The organism is Paenibacillus sp. SAFN-054 (assembly GCF_051966755.1).
Taxonomy (GTDB): Bacteria; Bacillota; Bacilli; order Paenibacillales; family Paenibacillaceae; genus Paenibacillus_AQ.
This window is the reverse complement of sequence record NZ_JBQCKS010000001.1, coordinates 735976-755894: the sequence shown is the minus strand read 5'-3', so window position 1 is coordinate 755894 and position 19919 is coordinate 735976. Positions and strand designations below refer to the sequence as shown.

Annotated in this window: 18 protein-coding genes; 4 read left to right on the top strand and 14 right to left on the bottom strand. The window is 51.6% G+C overall.

The window, feature by feature from the left end; genetic code table 11:
• Positions 1-57 precede the first annotated feature (57 nt).
• The 6 genes from ACTHPM_RS03645 to ACTHPM_RS03620 form a co-directional block, all read right to left on the bottom strand.
• Entirely contained in the window at positions 58-2250 is a 2193-nt protein-coding gene (locus ACTHPM_RS03645; protein ID WP_440393816.1) for a hypothetical protein, read from the bottom strand.
• Between the two features lie 16 nt (positions 2251-2266).
• Entirely contained in the window at positions 2267-3907 is a 1641-nt protein-coding gene (locus ACTHPM_RS03640; protein WP_440393815.1) for an extracellular solute-binding protein, read from the bottom strand.
• Positions 3908-3964: 57 nt separating this feature from the next.
• Positions 3965-4861, bottom strand: a complete 897-nt coding sequence (locus ACTHPM_RS03635) for a carbohydrate ABC transporter permease (protein WP_440393814.1) — start codon at positions 4859-4861, stop codon at positions 3965-3967.
• A gap of 12 nt (positions 4862-4873) precedes the next feature.
• Positions 4874-5785 carry an ABC transporter permease gene (locus tag ACTHPM_RS03630; protein ID WP_440393813.1) on the bottom strand — a complete coding sequence of 304 codons (912 nt, stop codon included), beginning with the start codon at positions 5783-5785 and terminating at the stop codon, positions 4874-4876.
• A 282-nt stretch (positions 5786-6067) separates the two neighbouring features.
• The gene (locus tag ACTHPM_RS03625; protein ID WP_440393812.1) at positions 6068-7231 is read right to left on the bottom strand and encodes a GntR family transcriptional regulator; all 1164 of its coding nucleotides are present in this window, start codon (positions 7229-7231) and stop codon (positions 6068-6070) included.
• 188 nt (positions 7232-7419) lie between these two features.
• On the bottom strand, positions 7420-7878 hold the full coding sequence (locus tag ACTHPM_RS03620; protein ID WP_440395339.1) for a PCYCGC motif-containing (lipo)protein: 459 nt from the start codon (positions 7876-7878) through the stop codon (positions 7420-7422).
• Positions 7879-8152: 274 nt separating this feature from the next.
• Between ACTHPM_RS03620 and ACTHPM_RS03615 the strand changes: the two genes are divergently transcribed.
• A complete protein-coding gene (locus ACTHPM_RS03615; RefSeq protein WP_440393811.1) occupies positions 8153-8524 on the top strand; it encodes an ArsR/SmtB family transcription factor in 372 nt (123 codons plus the stop codon).
• A 148-nt stretch (positions 8525-8672) separates the two neighbouring features.
• On the opposite strand, the gene ACTHPM_RS03610 is transcribed toward ACTHPM_RS03615, so the two are convergent.
• Entirely contained in the window at positions 8673-9272 is a 600-nt protein-coding gene (locus ACTHPM_RS03610) for a nitroreductase family protein (protein ID WP_440393810.1), read from the bottom strand.
• A 209-nt stretch (positions 9273-9481) separates the two neighbouring features.
• Between ACTHPM_RS03610 and ACTHPM_RS03605 the strand changes: the two genes are divergently transcribed.
• A complete protein-coding gene (locus ACTHPM_RS03605) occupies positions 9482-10924 on the top strand; it encodes an esterase-like activity of phytase family protein (RefSeq protein ID WP_440393809.1) in 1443 nt (480 codons plus the stop codon).
• A gap of 54 nt (positions 10925-10978) precedes the next feature.
• Here ACTHPM_RS03605 and ACTHPM_RS03600 read toward each other — a convergent pair whose 3' ends face one another.
• Positions 10979-13198 (bottom strand): heavy metal translocating P-type ATPase, encoded by a 2220-nt coding sequence (locus ACTHPM_RS03600; RefSeq protein ID WP_440393808.1) that lies wholly within the window; start codon positions 13196-13198, stop codon positions 10979-10981.
• 269 nt (positions 13199-13467) lie between these two features.
• On the bottom strand, positions 13468-14142 hold the full coding sequence (locus ACTHPM_RS03595) for a hypothetical protein (RefSeq protein ID WP_440393807.1): 675 nt from the start codon (positions 14140-14142) through the stop codon (positions 13468-13470).
• Between the two features lie 226 nt (positions 14143-14368).
• On the opposite strand from ACTHPM_RS03595, the gene ACTHPM_RS03590 reads away from it, so the two are divergent.
• Together ACTHPM_RS03590 and ACTHPM_RS03585 are read left to right on the top strand one after the other, a co-directional pair.
• On the top strand, positions 14369-14635 hold the full coding sequence (locus tag ACTHPM_RS03590) for an ArsR/SmtB family transcription factor (RefSeq protein ID WP_440393806.1): 267 nt from the start codon (positions 14369-14371) through the stop codon (positions 14633-14635).
• A gap of 62 nt (positions 14636-14697) precedes the next feature.
• Positions 14698-16365, top strand: a complete 1668-nt coding sequence (locus ACTHPM_RS03585) for an FAD-dependent oxidoreductase (protein ID WP_440393805.1) — start codon at positions 14698-14700, stop codon at positions 16363-16365.
• Between the two features lie 90 nt (positions 16366-16455).
• Here the strand turns inward: ACTHPM_RS03585 and ACTHPM_RS03580 are convergent, their stop codons facing one another.
• From ACTHPM_RS03580 to ACTHPM_RS03560, 5 genes are all read right to left on the bottom strand, one after another.
• The gene (locus ACTHPM_RS03580; protein WP_440393804.1) at positions 16456-16839 is read right to left on the bottom strand and encodes a DUF302 domain-containing protein; all 384 of its coding nucleotides are present in this window, start codon (positions 16837-16839) and stop codon (positions 16456-16458) included.
• 89 nt (positions 16840-16928) lie between these two features.
• Entirely contained in the window at positions 16929-17189 is a 261-nt protein-coding gene (locus ACTHPM_RS03575) for a metal-sensitive transcriptional regulator (protein WP_440393803.1), read from the bottom strand.
• A gap of 77 nt (positions 17190-17266) precedes the next feature.
• Complete coding sequence (locus tag ACTHPM_RS03570) at positions 17267-17656, bottom strand: rhodanese-like domain-containing protein (protein WP_440393802.1); 390 nt, start codon at positions 17654-17656, stop codon at positions 17267-17269.
• A gap of 74 nt (positions 17657-17730) precedes the next feature.
• Positions 17731-18051 (bottom strand): thioredoxin, encoded by a 321-nt coding sequence (gene trxA / locus ACTHPM_RS03565; RefSeq protein WP_440393801.1) that lies wholly within the window; start codon positions 18049-18051, stop codon positions 17731-17733.
• 88 nt (positions 18052-18139) lie between these two features.
• A complete protein-coding gene (locus ACTHPM_RS03560; RefSeq protein WP_440393800.1) occupies positions 18140-19903 on the bottom strand; it encodes an ABC transporter ATP-binding protein in 1764 nt (587 codons plus the stop codon).
• Between the last annotated feature and the right edge of the window lie 16 nt (positions 19904-19919).

The window sequence follows — 19919 nt, the reverse complement described above, 5'->3', positions numbered from 1 at the left end:
GAGCATTCCATCCTTTATTTCTCACATGACAAGTCGCTCCGGCTGCATTCCTGATGATTACCAGCTGATCTTGACGAACCTGCCCTGCGGATTTCCGGGAAAGTGCAACACCACGGTAGCTGTCTCCATATCATACTCAAATTCCATCGTCGCTCCGTCGACGGCTGCCTGAACCGGAGGACGGGGAACCTTGGCCCGGATGCTCACAATAATTCCCTCGGGAGATTCCGAAGTCCAGCATAAGCTATTCGCGTCATATTCCTCATTCCGGATTCTTGACGACGCAGCCAGCACGCGCGGCTGCAGCGGGGCTTGATCCAGCCAGGCCAAATCATAAAGCAGCGCATTGTCATTAGGCTTCAGCATAACCTTCTTCAGCACGGACAAATTCTCGTCAAACAGCTGAATAAAGGAGCCTTCGAGCACAAACTCGCGGGTGGAACCAGATTTCGCCTGCTCATCCAGAACATGAACGATTCGGTAAGGCCCCCGGTGAATGTCAAGCACTTCGCCTGCACTGAATTCCTTGTCTTCCCCTCGTATGGCGAGTGCTTGATGGACGCTGTTTCTGACCAGCTCGGCACCTTCAACCGTTTCGGCCAGAGTCGCCGGGTGCCGGCGGTGAAGGATCAATGCCCCGCTTCCAATTGCATGCTTGCCTTCTTCCGGCACACGTCCGAGCCCCAAAGATTCAAACAAATGCTCCTCGGGATGTCCGTAAGCTTCACGCCTGGAGTCCCGGTTCCACCATTCCTTGACCTGATGATACGGATCACTGCCATCCCCGATGTAGATCAGAATACCGCCTTCCCGGATCCATTCTGCCAAAACCTGGTGAATACCGGGATGCTCCGGTTTCATGAATTCATAGCTGAGCAGCAGAACCCTGTAGTCATCCAGATATCCGGGAAAGTGAAGAATATTGTCGTATTGAAGCGGTCTGAGCGGAATTCCGTATTTGAGAAGCGGAAGCGCCAAACCATAGAACGGGGACCAGTCCAGAAGCTGTCTCTCCGCCACCCCTAGTGAATGATCCGGACCCGTTCCATCATAACGTGCGGAGTCCGCTTCTGGATCGGATTGCTCTACATCCCCTCTTTGGAACATGGCCGAATTGGCGAGGCATAGACCAATACCGGATACAGAAGCCGTTTCACGAATATCCGCATCATGTTTGTGCATTTCGCCCAGCATATGCATCACCGTCTGAAGCTTGGTGGCATAGGTTCCTGGAATCGGTTCCTTTCCCGTACCGTCCTCCTTCGGATACGTACCCTCGAACACCCGATAAGGCCATGGGCAGACCTCGTACTGGCTCACGCCCGGATGGAGCAGCGATGCCGTGACGGTAGCCAAATAGTTCTGCTCGTAATCCGTCCAGGTGTATCGAGGGTTATCTTCGATCGGATCATGAAGAAACCACATTTCACGTCCGGTTCCCCTGGTCAGCTCCTGCATCATTCCATATTCCAGATAGGCGGTTTCAAACGTTCTTTCCCTGCGGACTCCCTGATAGACATTCGGCGTCCGGCTTGTTCCCGTCCAAATTTGGGCGATAAATCCGTCGCAGGAAGGCATGGAGACAAATAAGGCCTCCGGACTTATGATTCTCCATTGGGTATAGTTGATCAAGCTATGCGTAGGAATGTAGAAACGGACCGTCCTGCCGTATGTGGTCAGGGCATACTCCTTCATTTCGCTGCATATCCGGTCCATCGCCCGATAGAACATGGCCGCCTTCAGCTTGGAAGCTCTGTACTGCGCATCGCAGGAAGCATGCGGCGGGCTCCACTCTTCGCCGTAATAATTCAGCCATTCCCGCTTAAAGGCTTCCGAATAGCCGGACACCGCCCAAAATTCGGGCTCCTCCATATGAATGGCTTCGACGCCGGCATCGATGGCTTGTTTGATATGTGCAGCGAGATAACCGGCGAAAGAAATGGAAGGGACCATATAAGGGACGTCCTTACCGTGAAGCACGTGCCGACCGCTTCGATCCATTTGCGCTTCATCCCAGTGATTCCGTCCATCATACTTACCATACAGATAGTCCTGGTATTCTCCCCAGGATACCCCTGTCATCAAATGGACCGTGTACCCCGCTTTCTTCCATCCTGCAATGCGCTCAGCCAAATCCTCGGATATTCCATAGACCATCACAAAGTCCGTGCGCAAATCATACTTAGCTCCATAAGGCCTGGCTTCCTGGAATCCCGTCCACTCCGGAGCCTTTTTCGCTAGACGCTTCATCTTAGGCAAGTCCTCCTCAGTTCGGCATGGCGAGTTTCACGACTTCTTTACCCTTCAATTCCTCATTGACGTACTTCATCGCTTCATCGTACCCCGTCTTCTTGATCTGGTCCCGCAGATCATTCAGCACTTTCAGCGCCGCATCATCCGATTTCGTGAAAATCGCCTGCTTCCATACGTCGCCCATCTGATCGATGGAAGGCTTGAGCGCCTCCCAATTCGGCGCTTTCGTGATCACGTCCGACGGGTTGAAGGCTGATATGACGCTGATGCCGTTCGGGCGCAAAATTTTACGTGCATGGTCCATGGCCGCGAGCCGATCTTGGTCCGCCCAGATGTCTCCGCCGCCGACAGAGTTTATACGGTCCAGACCCGTCATATTCTCCAGTCCGATGGCAATGCCCTCATTGCGCTTCACTTTGCCGGTGGTGTCCTCATAAAATTTGTCGAACCATTCCTTCTTGGCGACCGGCTTGCCGTCGACCTTCTCCCAATGGACGCCTTCGACGCCGTAATGCACGAGCAGGAAGCCTTCGTCCGAAGCGAGGAAGTCCAGCAGCTTAAGCGCGGCATCGACGTTTTTGGCTTTTTTCGTGATGACCGTTACGTTGTTCCCTTGAATACCCAGATCCACGGGACGATTCGCTTCCGCGCCGGCTCTCTCAAGCGGTCCGACCGGAACGTAATCCGTGCCCGGATGCGACTTCACATAATCCTTCGATGCGTCGAGAATGGCAGGATAGTGGGCGGCCAACACCGCAATGCGTCCCTGCTTGATTTTCTCGTTCGCGATCGGGTCCGTTTGGGTGAACACTTCCGGATCCAGCAGCCCCTCGGCAATCAGCTTGCGGTAATACAACGTGTAATCCTCGTAAGCTTTCGTGAAGAAGACGTTCTCGAGACTGCCGTCTCCCTTGTCTACATAGGTGGTGCCATAAAACAGCGTGTTTCCGATGCCGACGGCCCAGCCGTCATGGAAGCCGCCGAGCGGCATAACAGGCATTCCGTTCTCCGTCAGGTTGGCATCCTTAATCTTTTTCAGGAATTGGTACAGGTCCTCTTTCGTCTTTACGGCTTGCGGGTCGACGCCCACTTTAGCCGCGATATCCTTGCGCACGTAGAAACCGTACAGCCAGTCATTTACGTCATCTCCCGTGGCGGGCTGGTTCTGGTACATCATGTATTGTTTGCCGTCGATGCCTCCAATGGCTTTCTCGTACAATGCCGGAGGTACGTTTTCTTTGGCGATGGCTTTCGCCAGGTTGGGATATTTGTCGATTTTGTCGGTGAGATCCACCAGCTGCCCTTCTTTGGCCGCCTTAATAATGCCGTCGAGCTCGCCGCCCCATGCAGGACCGGTGTAAATGTCAGGCAGATCCTGCGTTGCGAAGATCGTGTTGACCTTTTCCACTTCGCTGCCTTTCGTATAGTCGATCTTGATCTTGATGCCTGTCTTTTCCTCGATCGCTTTCGTCACGGCCGTCGTATCGCCGTCCGGACCGGATGAACCGTTCCAGTTGTTCAGAATCGTCAGCGTCGTTCCTTCGCCTTCGCCGGATTCCTCACCGTTTCCGCCTCCGCCGCAGCCGTACAACAGGCCGGTCAGCATCATGACCCCCATCAAAGTACAGACCGCTTTCACACGCAATTTAGCCATATGAACCCTCCCCAACATAAATTGATATGATCAAGTTCCGGTTAGGAACCTGTATCCTTAGCCTTTGACCGAGCCAATCATAACCCCTTTGACGAAATATCTTTGCAGGAACGGATACACGCACAGGATCGGGAATACCGTGATGACCAGCAGTGCCATCCTCAGGGATTCCGGCGTAGCCCCTGCCATGTTGACGTTCACGGTTTGTCCGCCCTGCTGCGCCGCTCTCTGCATGGAAGAGGACAGCGCCTCGGCTTCTGTCAGCATTTGCTGCAGCAGCGTCTGCACGGGGATGAGATTCTTGTTCGAAACGTAATAGGCACCCGTAAACCAGTCATTCCAGTGAGCCACGCCAATGAACAGCGATATGGTTGCAATGACCGGACCGGATAACGGCAGGATGATCCGCAGAAAAATCTGAAAATCGTTCAGGCCGTCAATGCGGGCCGATTCCTCGATCTCCTCCGGTATGCCCTGCAGGAACGTCCGGATAATGACGATATGCATGAAGTTGAAAAGCATCGGAATCACGTATACCCAAAACGAGTTGATCAAGTGCAGCTTTTGCAGCGTAATGAAATACGGAATAAAGCCGGCGCTGAATATCGTGGGCAGAAAAATATAAAAGGTAAAGAACGTTCGGCCCGGCAGCGTCCTTTTCGAGAGTGCGTAAGCCATCAGCGTGCACAGCAGCACATGCAGCGAAGTGCCGATCAGCGTGCGCAGAATCGTGATTTTGTAAGCCTGCCAGATCTGCCTGTTGTCGAATACCTGCGCATAATTTTCCAAGGTGAACTTGCGCGGATAGAAATAGAGCGCTCCCAGCATCGAGTCCTTTCCGTCATTCAGCGAGTAAATGAGAATATAGATGAACGGGTAGATCATCAGGAATCCAAACAGGGTTAACAGGATGTAATTCAATACATTGAATACGGAAAACGAACGGGTTTTCATCAAAGCCCTCCCCTAAAACAGTGATACGTCGCTGACTTTGCGGGCAATCCAGTTCACGGTCACGATCAGGATCAGGGCGATGGTGCTTTGGAATAGCCCGACCGCTGCCGCGTAGCTTAGCCGGCCCTGCTGAATGCCTGAGGTAATGACATGCACGTCCAGCACGCTGCCTATGTTGGCGGTTGCCGGCCCGTTTAACAGAAGCAGCTGTTCAAATCCCGCACTCATCAAGCTTCCCGTCGCGAGAATGAACAAGATGACTGCGATATTGCGGATTCCCGGCAGCGTGACGTGCCAAATCTGCCGGAAGCGGCCGGCACCGTCGATTTTGGCGGCTTCGTACAGCTGCTGGTCGATACCTGCAATCGCAGCCATATAGATAATCGAATTCCAGCCGATGTTCTTCCAGATATCCGAGCCCAGGACTAACGGATAAAACCATGTCGTATTGTTCATGAATTGGACGGGCTCCGTCCCCAAGGAGGATAGCAGATCGTTCAGCGGTCCTCCGTACAGGGAAAGAAGACGCTGCATAAGCGTGACGACCACGATCCAGGAGACGAAGTATGGGAGGTATGATAACGTTTGGATCGTTTTCTTGAATTTCATGGTGCGGATTTCATTGAGGAGGATTGCCAGCATGATCGGCATCGGAAAACCGATGAGCAGCTTCATCAAGCTGATGACAATGGTATTCCGGATGATGTCTGAGGACTGGTAATAATCAAAGAATTGCTGAAAGTACTTCAGCCCCGCCCAAGGGCTCCCCGTAAAGCCGCCAACAAACGTGAAATCCCTGAACGCGACCTGAAGACCATAGAGCGGAACATAAGAAAACATAAAAAACCATACAATGCCGGGCATCAGGAACAGGTAAAACAGCTTGTGGCGCCACACCCTTTTCCAGAGTAAGGATGACTTCATGAAACTCACCTCTTTTCCAGTTGGTTGATGAACCTGCCTAATAATTGTAAGCGGTTACACTTTGTTCATTTGTCTGGCTTTCGTTTATTCCCTCCCTTAACGCTTGCGGTTTCTTACAGACTTTGGAATTATAATATATTATATATTTAATATGTTCAATATGTATTTTTAGAAAATGAACCCATAGGCACCTTTTTTTCGGACGTTTTCCCTAGTTCTGCAAACCAAAAAATCCTTTCCACATGGGAAAAGATTTTTGATGACTGCTTTTGTTATTGTTATTTATTCCTTCGGCTCTTCCGGCGGTTTCCCCGTCGTTTGCCCTGGCACCAGCTCGGGATTCAGCAAAATTTTGCTGTACTTCCTGGTCTGTTCCCGCTTCCCGCTTCGGATGACGTCAAGCATGGTTGCAGCTGCTTTGCTTCCAATTTCATATTCAAACTGCTTGATATACGTAAAAATACTGAACTCATCGACAACAGATGTCGGCTCGTCAAAACTGATGATGGACAGATCATCGGGTACTTTAAGTCCGGCTTGCCTTGCGAGTTGGTACATTTGGACGCCCAATCTTCCGTTTAACGTAATGTACGCTGTTGCCATTCGGTTGCGCATATAACGGAACAGCGGATGGCTTTCCGCATCTTTCAGGCTTTCGATATGAAAATCCGTGATGATATGCGCAGGATTGATCATGGCACCTTTGCTTTTCAAAGCGCTGATGTACCCTTCGATTCGTTCCTGAACGGTCACCGTCTGGATCGGCGAATCCGAGCATATCGCAATTTGCCGATGCCCGAGCTCCCACAGATAGTCAACCGCGAGGCGAGCGCCGAGCTTGCCGTCCGCGGCAATGTAATCGGTCTCCACGCCAGGCAAAAACCTGTCGATGAGCACAAACGGATAGCCGGCGAATTTCATGTTCAAAATTTCCTCGTTGTAATGCTCCTCGTCCACAGGGAAAATCAGTATACCTTCCGCTCCCATGGTCTGAAGCGTCTTCAGCGCATCCTTTTCCTTCTCGATATCACCCTCGGACAGCAGGATCACCACCCGGTATCCGTGCTCTCCCAGCATCGTTCGGACTCCATTGATCAGCCTAATCGCGAAATAGTCTAATATCGATGGTATGACGAGGCCGATCAGCCTGGTTTTGAGAGCAGCTGTACCGCTTGCTTCGGGTTGATCCGGCAGCGCGGCTGCGATGGCGTCTTTTCGCTTGCTGGTGCCGACAAAGCTGCCCTTCCCGGGAACCCTGTCGATAATCTTCTCGTCAGCCAGGCCGGAAAGGGCTTTGACAACGGTGATTTTGCTGACATTGAACTGTTCCATCAGCTCTTTCTCCGTAGGGATCCGCTCCCCAGGCTGCAGACCGCTCGTGCGTATTTGTTCGAGTATGTATTGCTGGATTTTCTGATACAAGGGGATCCGAGTATTCATATTCATCAAGATTCACCATACTTTTTATATATATTTGCTATATACATATTAAACCATAATGAGCCTGATCGGAAAAAAAGTTCATTTTTCCCGTTATGAAATGCGTCATATCGAGAAAATCCATACGCAAAATAGCATAATAAAAACAGCACAGGCTGCCACCCGTGCTGTTTCCCCCCGTCATCGATCAGGCGCTATACTTCTGGCGTAGGCGTTGGAGCGGCATATTCACCCGTTGAGTAGGTCGTGTCGATCGTATCGCGGATTTCTTGTACCGATTTGCCTTGTTTGCTCAGCTCCGAGACCGTCATCGCGGTTTCCACGCAAACGCCGCAGCGGGTGCCATGGTCGTCCCATACGATACTGCCGTCAGCACTCTCCTCTTTGATAAAGCAATTCAGGTTGCTCTGATGCCCCGCGCTTTCACCACATCCGCAATAACACGGGATCGAACCCAAAATATCCTTTACGTCAGCGGCTGTCGCGTACGCCGTCTTCAGAGACGGATCCAGCGCATCCAAAAACGTCGGAAGCTTGTCCGTTCCCGCGGTCATTTCCTGCAAATCCCCGTTTGCTGCTACCTGCTGATTTGCATCCCCATGGCTGTTCGCCGGTACCGAAGCCTCCTTGGCTCCGCAACCGGCTAATAGCATACCGGATAAAATAACACCAAGTACCGTAATCCGTGTCTTTTTGCCCAAACATCATCTCTCCTTCTGGACGAATCCCGCTATATCATCAAGTATATCACGAGATCGTATGTTTTTAGAGCTTTCAGGTTATGATGAAATCATCATCCGACTTCTAACAGGGGAGAGACTGCCTTCCCCTCTTTTTCTTAACTGTAATCGTTCCGTTTAAGAGCGACTTTTGATATAATTGGGATGATCCAATTGAATTCGGAACCGATAGAAAGGTGATTAATCCATGGAACAGCCCATCCATCCGATTGAAGAATGCGATGCAACCTGCATGGGTTCAGAATCGGAACTAAGCAAAATTAAAGAAGGACTGATCGATGACCAAGCAGCTTCACAGGTTGCCGACTGGTTCAAGGCGTTCAGCGACCCTACCCGGGTGAAGCTCATTGATGCGCTGCTGCAGAGAGAACTTTGCGTCCATGATTTGACGGTTCTGCTAGGCATGGGTCAATCGGCCGTATCGCATCAGCTCCGTTACTTAAGGAATTTAAGAATCGTCAAACGCCGCAAGGAAGGCAAAACCGTCTACTACTCGCTTGATGATACGCATATCGAACAAATTTTTGTTCAGACGCTTCAGCATACCCAGCACGGGTAAAAAAGAGCAGGCTCTCTGGTTGATAAGAGAGTCTTTTTTTGTGTCCTCTTGTGCTTTGAATGCTCCTTCTTCACATTACCGAATGTCAAAAGCCTGAACACGCGCATCCACACGTGCTCAGGCTCCAAAAGGCTATTAGTATGATTGATTATTCCGGCTTTCCGATAGGGCCTTCCTCATCCACCCAAACGGTAAGATTCTGAAAAGGTTTGCGTTTGGCGTTCGTCTGCGATACTTCTGCCGGTACGCCCAGATATATGAACCCTAGCACCTTGTCGTGATCGCCCAGTCCGAAATGCTCATTCATTTTCGCATGATAGGTCGGCTCACCGGTTCTCCAGATTGCGCCGAGACCCAGGCCGTGGGCTTCAAGCAGCATATTTTGAATGGCCGCGAATACGGCGCCGTATTCCTCGAGCTCAATGACCTTCTCATGCTCTTTTGGCGTCACGGCTACCGTAATAATGACAGGAGCACGCAACGGTTTCATTCGGGCTGATTCCGCGGCGGCTGCCGCTTCCGGCGAAGCGGGATCAGCCGACATCGCCAGAGCGACGTCCGCAAGCGCTTCCCCGAGCACCCTGCGTCCCTCGCCGCGAAGCACGAAAAAGCGCCATGGCTCGGTCATCCGGTGGTTCGGTGCCCAGGTGCCTGCCTCCAGAATTTGCTCGATTTGCGAAGTGGGAACATCCTCCTGCGTGACTTTGCCGACGCTTCTGCGTGTTCGAATGGCTTCCGATATATTCATTTCAATATCCCTCTCTCCAAATAAGAATCTTTCTTTAGTGACCCCTATTGTACCAGATTATTCTGCCTGTTTCCTGCTCATGTACATCCATCGCGACATTTTACGTTCATCTGACATGCCGTTGACGCGGCGTTGATAATCGGCCTATACAATACTCCTATGATACATAACCTACGAATCCATCATTTGAAAAGGGGTTTCTCTCGAATATGAACAAAAAATGGTTTATTTCCGCGCTCGCCGCACTGACCGTCGGAAGCGCTATGCTACCATCCGCCCATGCCGCTTCGCCGGAAGTGAAATACTCCGCAAACGGTAATGCCTTCACCCCCTCCACGCCCGCTATTGAGCAGGAGGGACGCCTGTTTTTGCCTGTACGCGACCTCGCGAACCTGCTCGGAAAATACGTCGATTACGACCTTGCAACCAAAACCGCGTCATTCACGGACAAACCTTCATTAACAGGCAAATATACGCTTCATCATCAGGATCTGGCGGAAGGTATCAAATTCGGCATCGGTTCCTCGCTCACCCATATCCCGGGCGATCCGGACAATGTATTCTATACGACGGCCGACCGCGGACCGAACGGCGAGGTGGACGTTAACGGCACGACTCGCCGCACCTTCCCGCTTCCAAGCTACACGCCGACCATTTATAAAATCCAGCTGAATCAGGATCAAATCAGCATTCTGGATACGATTCCGCTGAAAATAAACGGCAAGGACCCGGTCACGGGCACGAATCTCATTACGGGTCTCCCGAACCTTCAATCCCGAGATGAAGTGCCTTACGATCAAGCTGCCAAACAAGTGATATCTTATGACCCCTATGGTCTGGATGTCGAAGGATTGGCTTATAACCCGCAGGACGACACGTTCTGGATTTCTGACGAATACGGTCCATACCTCGTGCAGGTTAAACGGGACGGTACCCTGCTTCAGCGAATCGCGCCAATAGGAATCAACTCCGAGCTGGATACATCCGCACTGCCGCTGAAGACCATTCTTCCTGCCGTGTACTTGACCCGGCGCCAGAATCGCGGTGCTGAAGCGGTGGGAATTACGCCGGATGGCAAATGGATGTTCATGGCGATGCAAAGCCCGCTTCGGAATCCCGACAAAAGCGTTGACAATTCCCGCACGCTTCGCATCCTTAAAATCGACCTTTCCACGCTGAAGCCGGTTGCCGAGTACGCGTATATAACCGAAGACGCCAAACAGTTTAAGGACTTGAAGCAATCGGATATCGTCATTTCCGACATGTACGTGGTCAACGAGAATACGCTCCTGATCGATGAACGCGACAAAAATGCCGGAGATGCGGCTCAGCTGAAAAAAATCTTCTCGATCGATTTGAAGAACGCTTCGAACATCCTCGGCCAATACGATGAAACGGCTAAGACCGGCAAAACGCTCGAGCAGCTGAGCCTGAACGAACTGCTTCAAGCAGGCATTCAAACACCGCTCAAGCGTACCGTCCTGGATGCAGTCGAATTCAAATATCCTAACGAAAAAATCGAAGGCATTTCGCTTGTAAACGGCCGCAAGATCGTCATTGTGAACGACAACGACTTCGGCGTGACAGATCCTGATTCCCCGCACAACGGAACGGATCTGTGGACCTTTGAGCTGCCTTACGAAATCAAATAGAATCACTGCAACAAGAAGCCTCCTGTCATGACAGGAGGCTTTGCTGCGGTGTAACTACTTCACCTTCAGTACACGCATGGCATTCAGCACCGCAAGAAGCGTAACGCCGACATCCGAAAAAACGGCTTCCCACATCGTCGCAATCCCGAAAGCGCCCAGCAGCAGGAAGATGCCTTTGACGCCCAATGCGAAAATAATGTTCTGCCAGACGATACTGCGCGTACGTTTCGCGATGTGAATCGCAGCTGCGATCTTCGACGGTTCGTCTGTCATGATGACAACGTCCGCCGCTTCGATCGCCGCATCGGATCCAAGACCTCCCATCGCGACACCGACGTCCGCCCGGGCGAGCACCGGTGTGTCGTTGATTCCGTCCCCGACGAACACGATCTTTTTGTTCGGGGATTTTTTGGCGTCCAGCTTCTCGATTTCTTCAACCTTATGCTGCGGGAGGAGCTCGGCATGGACCTCATCGAGTCCCAGCGTGCGGCCAACCGCTTCGCCAACAGATTTGGAATCCCCAGTCAGCATGACGGTCTTTTTGCCCATCTGCTTCAAGGTACGGATGGCTTCAGCTGCGTCATCCTTCACCTCGTCCGAAATCGTAATATAACCGGCATACTTGCCGTCCATGCTGATATGAATGGTCGTTCCCGCCTGTCCCGGCGTTTCGAAAGAGATGCCTTCCGGATGCATCAGCTTGGCGTTGCCGGCAAGCACATTCTTCCCATCCACCTTGACCTGAATGCCGTGCCCGGAAATTTCGTTATAATCGTCAATGCGGGCTTCGTCAAGCTCATGGTCGTAGGCGGCCCGAATCGATTCCGCAATCGGATGCGTCGAATGATATTCTGCGTAAGCCGCAATTTCGAGCAGTTCATCTGCCGCATCTTTACCCTGGGCGACCGGATGGATATCCGTTACTTTGAAGGCGCCTTTGGTCAGTGTGCCCGTTTTGTCGAACACAACGTACTCAACATCATTCAGCGCTTCCAGATAGTTGCTTCCTTTAATCAGAATGCCTGATTTGGACGCAGCCCCGATGCCTCCGAAGAAGCCGAGCGGGATCGATACCACAAGTGCACAGGGACAAGAAATAACAAGGAAAATAAGAGCTCTGTAGATCCAATCCGAAAAAGCGGCTCCACTCAGGATCAGCGGCGGCACAAGCGCCAGCAGCAGCGCCACGATCACAACGACCGGCGTATAGTATCTGGCGAATTTAGTGATGAAATTTTCCGTCGGCGCCTTTTTGCTGCTCGCATTTTGCACCAAATCGAGGATCTTGGATACGGTCGATTCGCCGAAACCTTTCGTGACTTTAATAGTAAGCACGCCATTCTTGTTCACGAACCCGCTCAGCACATCGCTGCCTGTCTCCATCTCGCGCGGAACGGATTCTCCCGTTAATGCCGATGTATCCACCAATGAACTTCCCTCAATCACAACGCCGTCCAGAGGCACTTTCTCGCCCGGCTTCACCACAATCAGGTCGCCAACCTGCACTTCTTCCGGCGCTACGCGTTTCGTCTCGCTGCCAGACTTCAGGTTGGCATAGTCGGGACGCAAATCCATGATCGCGCTGATCGACTTGCGGGAACGGTTCACCGCGATGCCCTGGAACATCTCGCCGACTTGATAAAAGAGCATAACCGCGACGCCTTCCGGATACTGTCCGACGCCGAAGGCGCCGATCGTCGCAACCGACATCAGGAAGTATTCGTCGAAGACCTGACCGCGGATGATGTTCTTGATCGCCTGCAGCACGATATCGCCGCCGACCACCAAATAGGCAGCCAGAAAAATGGCCAGTTCGACATAGGCGTTCGCATTCAGCAGCAGTCCTGCAGCTGTCAGGATCGCACCGATGCCCAGCCGGATCGCCATCACTTTCGTCCCGCCGCTGCCATGATCATGAGAATGAGAATGAGAATGTCTTTCCTCTCCATGTGCATGTTGATGCGAATGTGCGTGATCGTGACCCTGGTTATGATGATGCGAATGTCCCGATGGTTTGCCAGCGCCACGAGGCTTGGGATGATCCAGAACCTTCACATGCGGCTCAAGCTTTCTGATTTTGCTCTTCACATGGGTCAACAGCTGTTCGTTCTCTGTATCGGTTTCATAGGTTAACGTTTGCTTCACGAAATTGACGGAGCAGCTTGAAATGCCATCCATTTTCTTCACGCCGTCTTCAATTTTCATGGCACAGCTTGCGCAATCCAAACCGTCCAGAAGGAGCTCCCGTTTCACTTTGCCGGTTGCTTCTGCCATCGTAATGCCTCCGATCCAAACTGTAAATATAATATGAGCATATATTCATATATAAACTTGTTAAGCACATTATATTCACTTTACCGGAAAGATGTCAATGAAACTCTGGCCTAAAATTCGTATGATCACCAAAAAAAGCCGCGTATATGCGCGGCTTATGCAGAAACAGAATTTAAAAACTGCGAGTTTACGTCCTAGGTGGAGCAACTAAAAGGTCGCAAGGAATCTCTTATTTCCCTTTTATTATATTAGGGAAGTGTTTAACTTTATTAAAGCGGCTTTCTTTTCTCCTGAATGACCTTCAAAACGAGAGAAAGAATGGAAACAAAAATCAGAAACAACTGCATGCTTCCGATCCCTAACCATACGGGATCATGGGCTTTGTCTAGAAGGGATGAGGCGAATAAAGCCAGTCCCGTCCAGAGCACCGTTACATTCAGATGATAGGTGCTGTACAGCTGCTCTTTGTGACGAAATTGATATACGATCACGCATGCTGAAACGAGAGCGCAGCTGACGGCCGGTATTCCGCCGTCTATCAGGATAAACCGGAGGAGGCTAAAAACAGCGTAACCGGACATCAGCCATGTCAGTGCCGTATTGGCATAGAGCACCCATGCTTTGCGGTACCTGAAGCACTTATAAGCGAGAATAATGAACCCGGTAACAACGGCAAGTATGACTCCGGGCATCCCGCCCGAGTAGTAAAGCAAAGAAAGCGGCGACCGGATGACAGACTTAAAGTCAAAAATAATCGTACTGAATTTCCATACCAGTATCCCAATGAGCAGGGTTGTCAGGAGATCGTCCATAACATTCTTGCGCGTCACAGTTTCCAGATGTCTGATCCGGGTCAGCGCTGTCCAATAACCTGCAGCCACGGCCACGATCATCATGAGCAGCGAATATTTCAGCATTAAGGGACCAAGCATAATTACCTGCAATTGAAAGGCTCCTTCCATTTTATGAAAGTCAACATTTGGGGCGGCTTTGAAACCCGACTAAGATCGTTTGATGTACAGACCGACCCGCTTACCGGAATACCGTCAGTCCGTCCTCCATTTCATCATAGGTAATACACCGCGCAATCAAGTGTGACAAATATCACATCTCCATATCATGATATCATGATATCATGACGTTGTAATCAAAAAGAAGGAAGTGTTAAGGATGTCTGACCAATTCCGGCAGCAGGCTGAATGGCTGAAAACGCTGGCCCATCCCGTTCGAATCTGCATCGTCAAGAAATTGATGACAAAAGGGAGCTGCAACGTTACGGATATGCAGTCTTGCCTGAAGGTTCAGCAATCGACCCTGTCCATGCATTTGCAAAAGCTGCGGAGCGCAGGAATCATCGAAGGAATCCGCACGGGCAGTGAAGTGATTTATAGCTTGAAGGATCCCAAGGCTGCCGAGGTCGTTGAGATCCTGTCTTAGAGAAGTTGGATTCGTCCCCATCCCAATGCAGCAAGATACATCATTTTGAGGAGGAAACTTCCATGAGTAAAAAAGTAATCATCGTCGGCGGCGTGGCCGGCGGCGCAACCGCTGCCGCCAGACTCAGAAGACTGGACGAAGATGCCGAAATTATTATGCTAGAACGCGATGAGTACATTTCTTTTGCTAATTGCGGACTGCCTTATTACATAGGCGGTACGATTCAAGACCGCTCGAAGCTGCTGGTTCAAACGCCCGAAACCATGAAGAAGCGCTCAAAGATCGATGTCCGGGTCAACAATGAAGCCATCGGGATTAATACGAAGGACAAACGTGTAACGATCCGGCAAAATGGGCTGGAGACCTATGAAGAGTCCTACGACGTCTTGATCCTCTCTCCTGGTGCCAAACCGATCAGACCGTCCCTGGAAGGTATCGATCACCCCAGAATTTTAAGCCTTCGCAACATCCCGGATACGGATCGCATGAAGAGCATGGTGGATTTGGAGACTGTTAAGACGGTGACCGTGATCGGAGGCGGATTCATTGGCGTGGAGATGGCCGAAGTGCTGACGGAACGCGGCCTTAAAGTGACTCTGGTGGAAGCCTCCCCGCACATTCTTGCCCCATTCGACGATGATGTGGTCACCATAGCCGAACAAGAAATGCAGCAGCACGGCATCCGTCTGCTGCTCGGAGATGCTGTATCCAAGTTCGGTTCCGCGGATGACAACGGCGTGAACGTTACCCTGAAAAGCGGCCATACCCATCATGCCGATCTGGTCATCTTGGCGATTGGCGTTGCGCCGGATACCGCATTTCTTCATGGCTCGGGCATCGAGCTTGGTCCTAAAGGCCATATCGTCGTAGATGAACATCTTCGGACGAATTACGACGGCGTATACGCGGTAGGGGATGCCATCCAGATAACCGATTGGGTCACGGGAAGCCAAACGTCCGTGCCGCTGGCCGGTCCGGCCAACAAACAGGCGAGGATCGCCGCTGATCATATTGCCGGACTTCCCTCCCGGTACGAAGGGGTGCAAGGAACGAGCATCCTGAAAATTTTCGGGCTCACCGCCGCAAGCACGGGCAGCAATGAACGCACCCTGCGGCGCCTCGGTATCCCTTATCATGCTGCGCTCGTTCATCCCGGATCACATGCAGGTTATTATCCAGGAGCCGAGCCCATAACGCTCAAGCTCATCTATGACCCGCAAGGCAAGGTGCTCGGTGCACAAGCACTGGGACACGACGGCGTGGATAAACGCATCGATGTTCTGGCCACGGTCATTCGCCTGAAAGGAACTATTCACGACTTGACGGAGCTGGAGCTGGCCTATGCGCCCCCTTATTCTTCCGCCAAAGATCCGGTGAATATGGCAGGCTTCGTTGCTCAGAACGATCTTAGCGGGATTTCTCCGCTCATTTCTCTAACCGACATTCAGGATCGCGATCCGGAGAACACCTTCCTGCTCGATGTGCGCTCACCGCAGGAATACGATGCCGGCCACATCCCCGATGCCGTGAATATTCCGCTGGATGAATTAAGGGAGCGCAGCAATGAACTGGATCCATCCAAGAAGCTGCTCGTATACTGCCAAGTCGGTTTCAGAGGATACACCGCCGTTCGAATTTTACGGCAACAAGGATTTGATGTCGCGAATTTGACCGGTGGATACAAGCATTATCAAGCAGCCTCGTTTACTCCCGACAAGCAATCATCATAACTTGCGCCTTCGCTTTTGACTTTCTCCTTTATAGGAAAGAAAGGGCCCAGCGCTTATCGCCGGGCCCTTTCTTTCATAAATACATATGCATTAACGGCTTTTGTCTATGCAGCCGATCAACCGTTTTTCAACGTCCTCCGCAATGGCTGCGAGCGCATCGTTCTCCAGCAGCCCGATCAGAGCTGTCGGCTTAGGCATGCCGATTTGGGTCTTTCCGTTTGCTTCATACACCGCGATTTTACAAGGAAGAAAGTAGCCTGCAACAGACTCCTCGGTCAGGACCCGCTTCGCTTCCAACGGGTTGCAAACTTCAAGAATATGATACGGCTGTTTGAAATCGGCTCCCTTTTCATTCAGCTTTTCCTGCAAATTCAGATGCCACAGCACGCCGAACTTCTCTTCCTTCAAATGGGATGTAAGCGACTCGATCGCTTCTTCGGGCGTTTTGGCGGTTTCAATGGTGTAGTGGAACATATAATGTACCTCCTCCTAAGCTGCAAGATGCTTTCCCGCCTATACTTACCCGTTACGTCCTCAATTAAACCTCCAAGCCTCCAGTTCTCTCAGCGGCTTTTCATGAGCAGTTCCACGGCCTCATTCACCTGACGGCGTGGATCGCCATGTTCTTCCTTGGTCTCCCGAATGCACTGCTCAAGGTTCGTTGCCACGATGTAAGCTATCGCTTTATCCGCTGCGCTGCGAACAGCCGAAAGCTGGGAAACGACCTCTTTACAGTCCTTGCCTTCTTCCATCATCTTCAGTATTCCCCGCGTCTGGCCTTCGAGACGCTTCAGCCGTCTGATGACGCTGCCGTCATATTCCATGACTTATCCTCCTCTCAGGCAAAAAGTTGAATACCGCCCCGTACGGATGCCCCTTAAGCTTGGAACGCTTGCTCAGGTTAGCAGCAGACACCGCAGCCGGATGCTCCTTCTCCATGCCGGGGTGCATATAAACGCATGAATCCATAACGTTTCAGCATGCGCGCCGCCTTTTTGGTCTGACGACAGTTCTCCGCCAGTATCAGCACCGGTTCTTCCGATGCCAGTAGCGACTGATGAACAAAGGGCAGCCTCCCCATGGAAATGTTAATGGACCCCGGCACGTGATGCTTGATATAGTCCACGGCATCTCGCACATCGAGCATTTGCAGCTCCTGTCTTTCATTCACTTGTCCCCGGAGCTCGTCAGGATTCACGAAAGTGAGCCCGGTGACCGGCGTATATTCACGCACGGCCCACCAGGCCGCTACCGCAGCGAGGACGGCGATCAATAACAACAACCACCACATGGATGCAGGTTCCTCCTCGAATATATGTTAAATGCCGATCATCATTCATTACCCTAAACGGTCATTAAACTTTCTTAGATGTGTCGTTCTAACTGTGCCTTCAGCTGTTGTTTGGGCTGGAAGCCTACATAGGTCGCAGCCACGCGGCCATCCTTAAACAGCTTCATTGTCGGTATGCTCTGCACCTGAAACAACGATGCCAGTCTCTGATTGTCGTCCACATTAACTTTGACGATTTTGATTTTATCGCCCATTTCCTTGTCCAGTTCCTCCAGGACGGGAGCAACCATCCGGCAGGGACCGCACCATGGGGCCCAAAAATCAACCAAAACCGGTTTATTGGATTTCATCACGGCCGAAGAAAAATTACTTTCCGAAACGTTCGTCACCGCCATGCATTCCACCTCCATGAAATATGACTCCGTTATACCCTTAGGGGTATAAATTCATTATAGAGTCCGGGACCTTCAAAGTCAATAAAGATCAAACAGATGCCTGAGAAGAGATATCCGCAATCCGCAACTGCTGGTTGGCAAATTCGCGATACATCGAATGGCTTTCTATTAATTCATGATGGGTTCCCCTGCCGGTAATGTGGCCCTTTTCTATGAAAAGGATCTGGTCAGCGTCTACAACGGTCGATAAACGATGGGCAATGACCAGCGTCGTGCGCCCCTTCATGAGGTTCTGCAGCGCTTTCTGCACGAACACCTCCGACTGGCTGTCAAGGCTTGACGTTGCTTCGTCCAACATCAATATCTGCGGATTCCGAAGCAGGGCGCGGGCAATGGATATCCGCTGACGCTGGCCTCCCGACAGCTTAATGCCTCGTTCTCCGACCTCTGTTTCGTAGCCTTCAGGAAGCTCATCGATAAAAATATCGGCATATGCCATATGAGCGGCCCGTTTCATCTCGTCATCGCCGATCTCACGGTCCATGCCATAACATATGTTGTCACGGATTGTCCCTGCGATAATCGGGCTTTCCTGAGGAACATATCCGATCTGTCTGCGCCAGGACTCGAGCGAGAACTCGGCCACATCCTGCCCGCCAACCCGAATCGTGCCGCGATCAGGCAGATAGAAGCGCTCGATGACGGAGAATAGGGTTGTTTTGCCACCGCCGCTCGGCCCGACGACAGCCGTCACTTTGCCAGGCTCCAGCGAAAAGCTGATGTCATGGAGGACGGTATCGCCAAGTTCATACGAAAAATGCACATGCGAAAGCTCGATCGTCTGGATCGGACCCGAGAGGGTCTTGCCTTCCGATACGTTCTCCTGACCGTCTTCGAGGATGCTGACGATTCTTTCCGTGGCCCCGACGGATTTCTGAAGCTGCGTGAAGAACATCGTAATCTGGTTCATCGGCATGATGATCTGCACCAGATACAGGATGAATGCCACCAGATCGCCGGCAGAAAGTGCTCCGCTGGACACCCTCATGCCCCCGTAGCCGATGATAAGCACCATGAGTCCCATCATGACGAAGGAAATGATCGGCCCGATGAAAGCCTGGATTTTACCTTCCCGGATGCCCAGCTTGAGCAAGCCTTGAATGGCCTGCTCCCCGACACGGGTCTCCCGCTCTTCCGCGTTGGAGGCTTTCACCAAACGGATTTCCGAGAGCACTTGGTTCAACACCGTCGTAAAATTCGCCGTTTCGTCCTGCAGGCGGCGAGAAATTTGCAGCATGATTCGTCCCAAAGGAACCAGTACGGCAGCAGTGACCGGAATCGCCGCCAGAATAATCAGGGTCATTTTCCAGTCAAGCAGGAGCAAAATAACGATGGCCCCCACCATGGAAATGACACCGTTGAAAAAGCCCGTGACATGTTCCGCTACCAGTCCTTTAAGCACCGCCGTATCATTGGTCATCCGGCTGATGGTATCACCGGTACGATGATTGTCGTAATACGGTATCGTCAGCTTCAGCAGCTTTTTCCACAGCCTGTCGCGCAGCTTGGCGACCACTTCCTGTCCAAGCCTGTTCAGCAGATAAATCGAGATGCCCCCGGAAATGGCGGAAGCGACGAAGCTGACGACAAGCCAGACAATCTGGGAGGGCTTGATGCTGTCCACCGTAAAGCTGTCCACCAGCCCTTTCGTAAACAGCGGCACAACAAGACTGACCAAGGTTGAAATGATGCTCAAAGCTACCGCGACGGATAACATCCACACGGAGGGCTTCGTCTCGCGTATTAAGCGTATAAAAGCTCTCCAGTTCCCCTTTTGATATCCTTCTTTCATGTATGAACGACTCCTG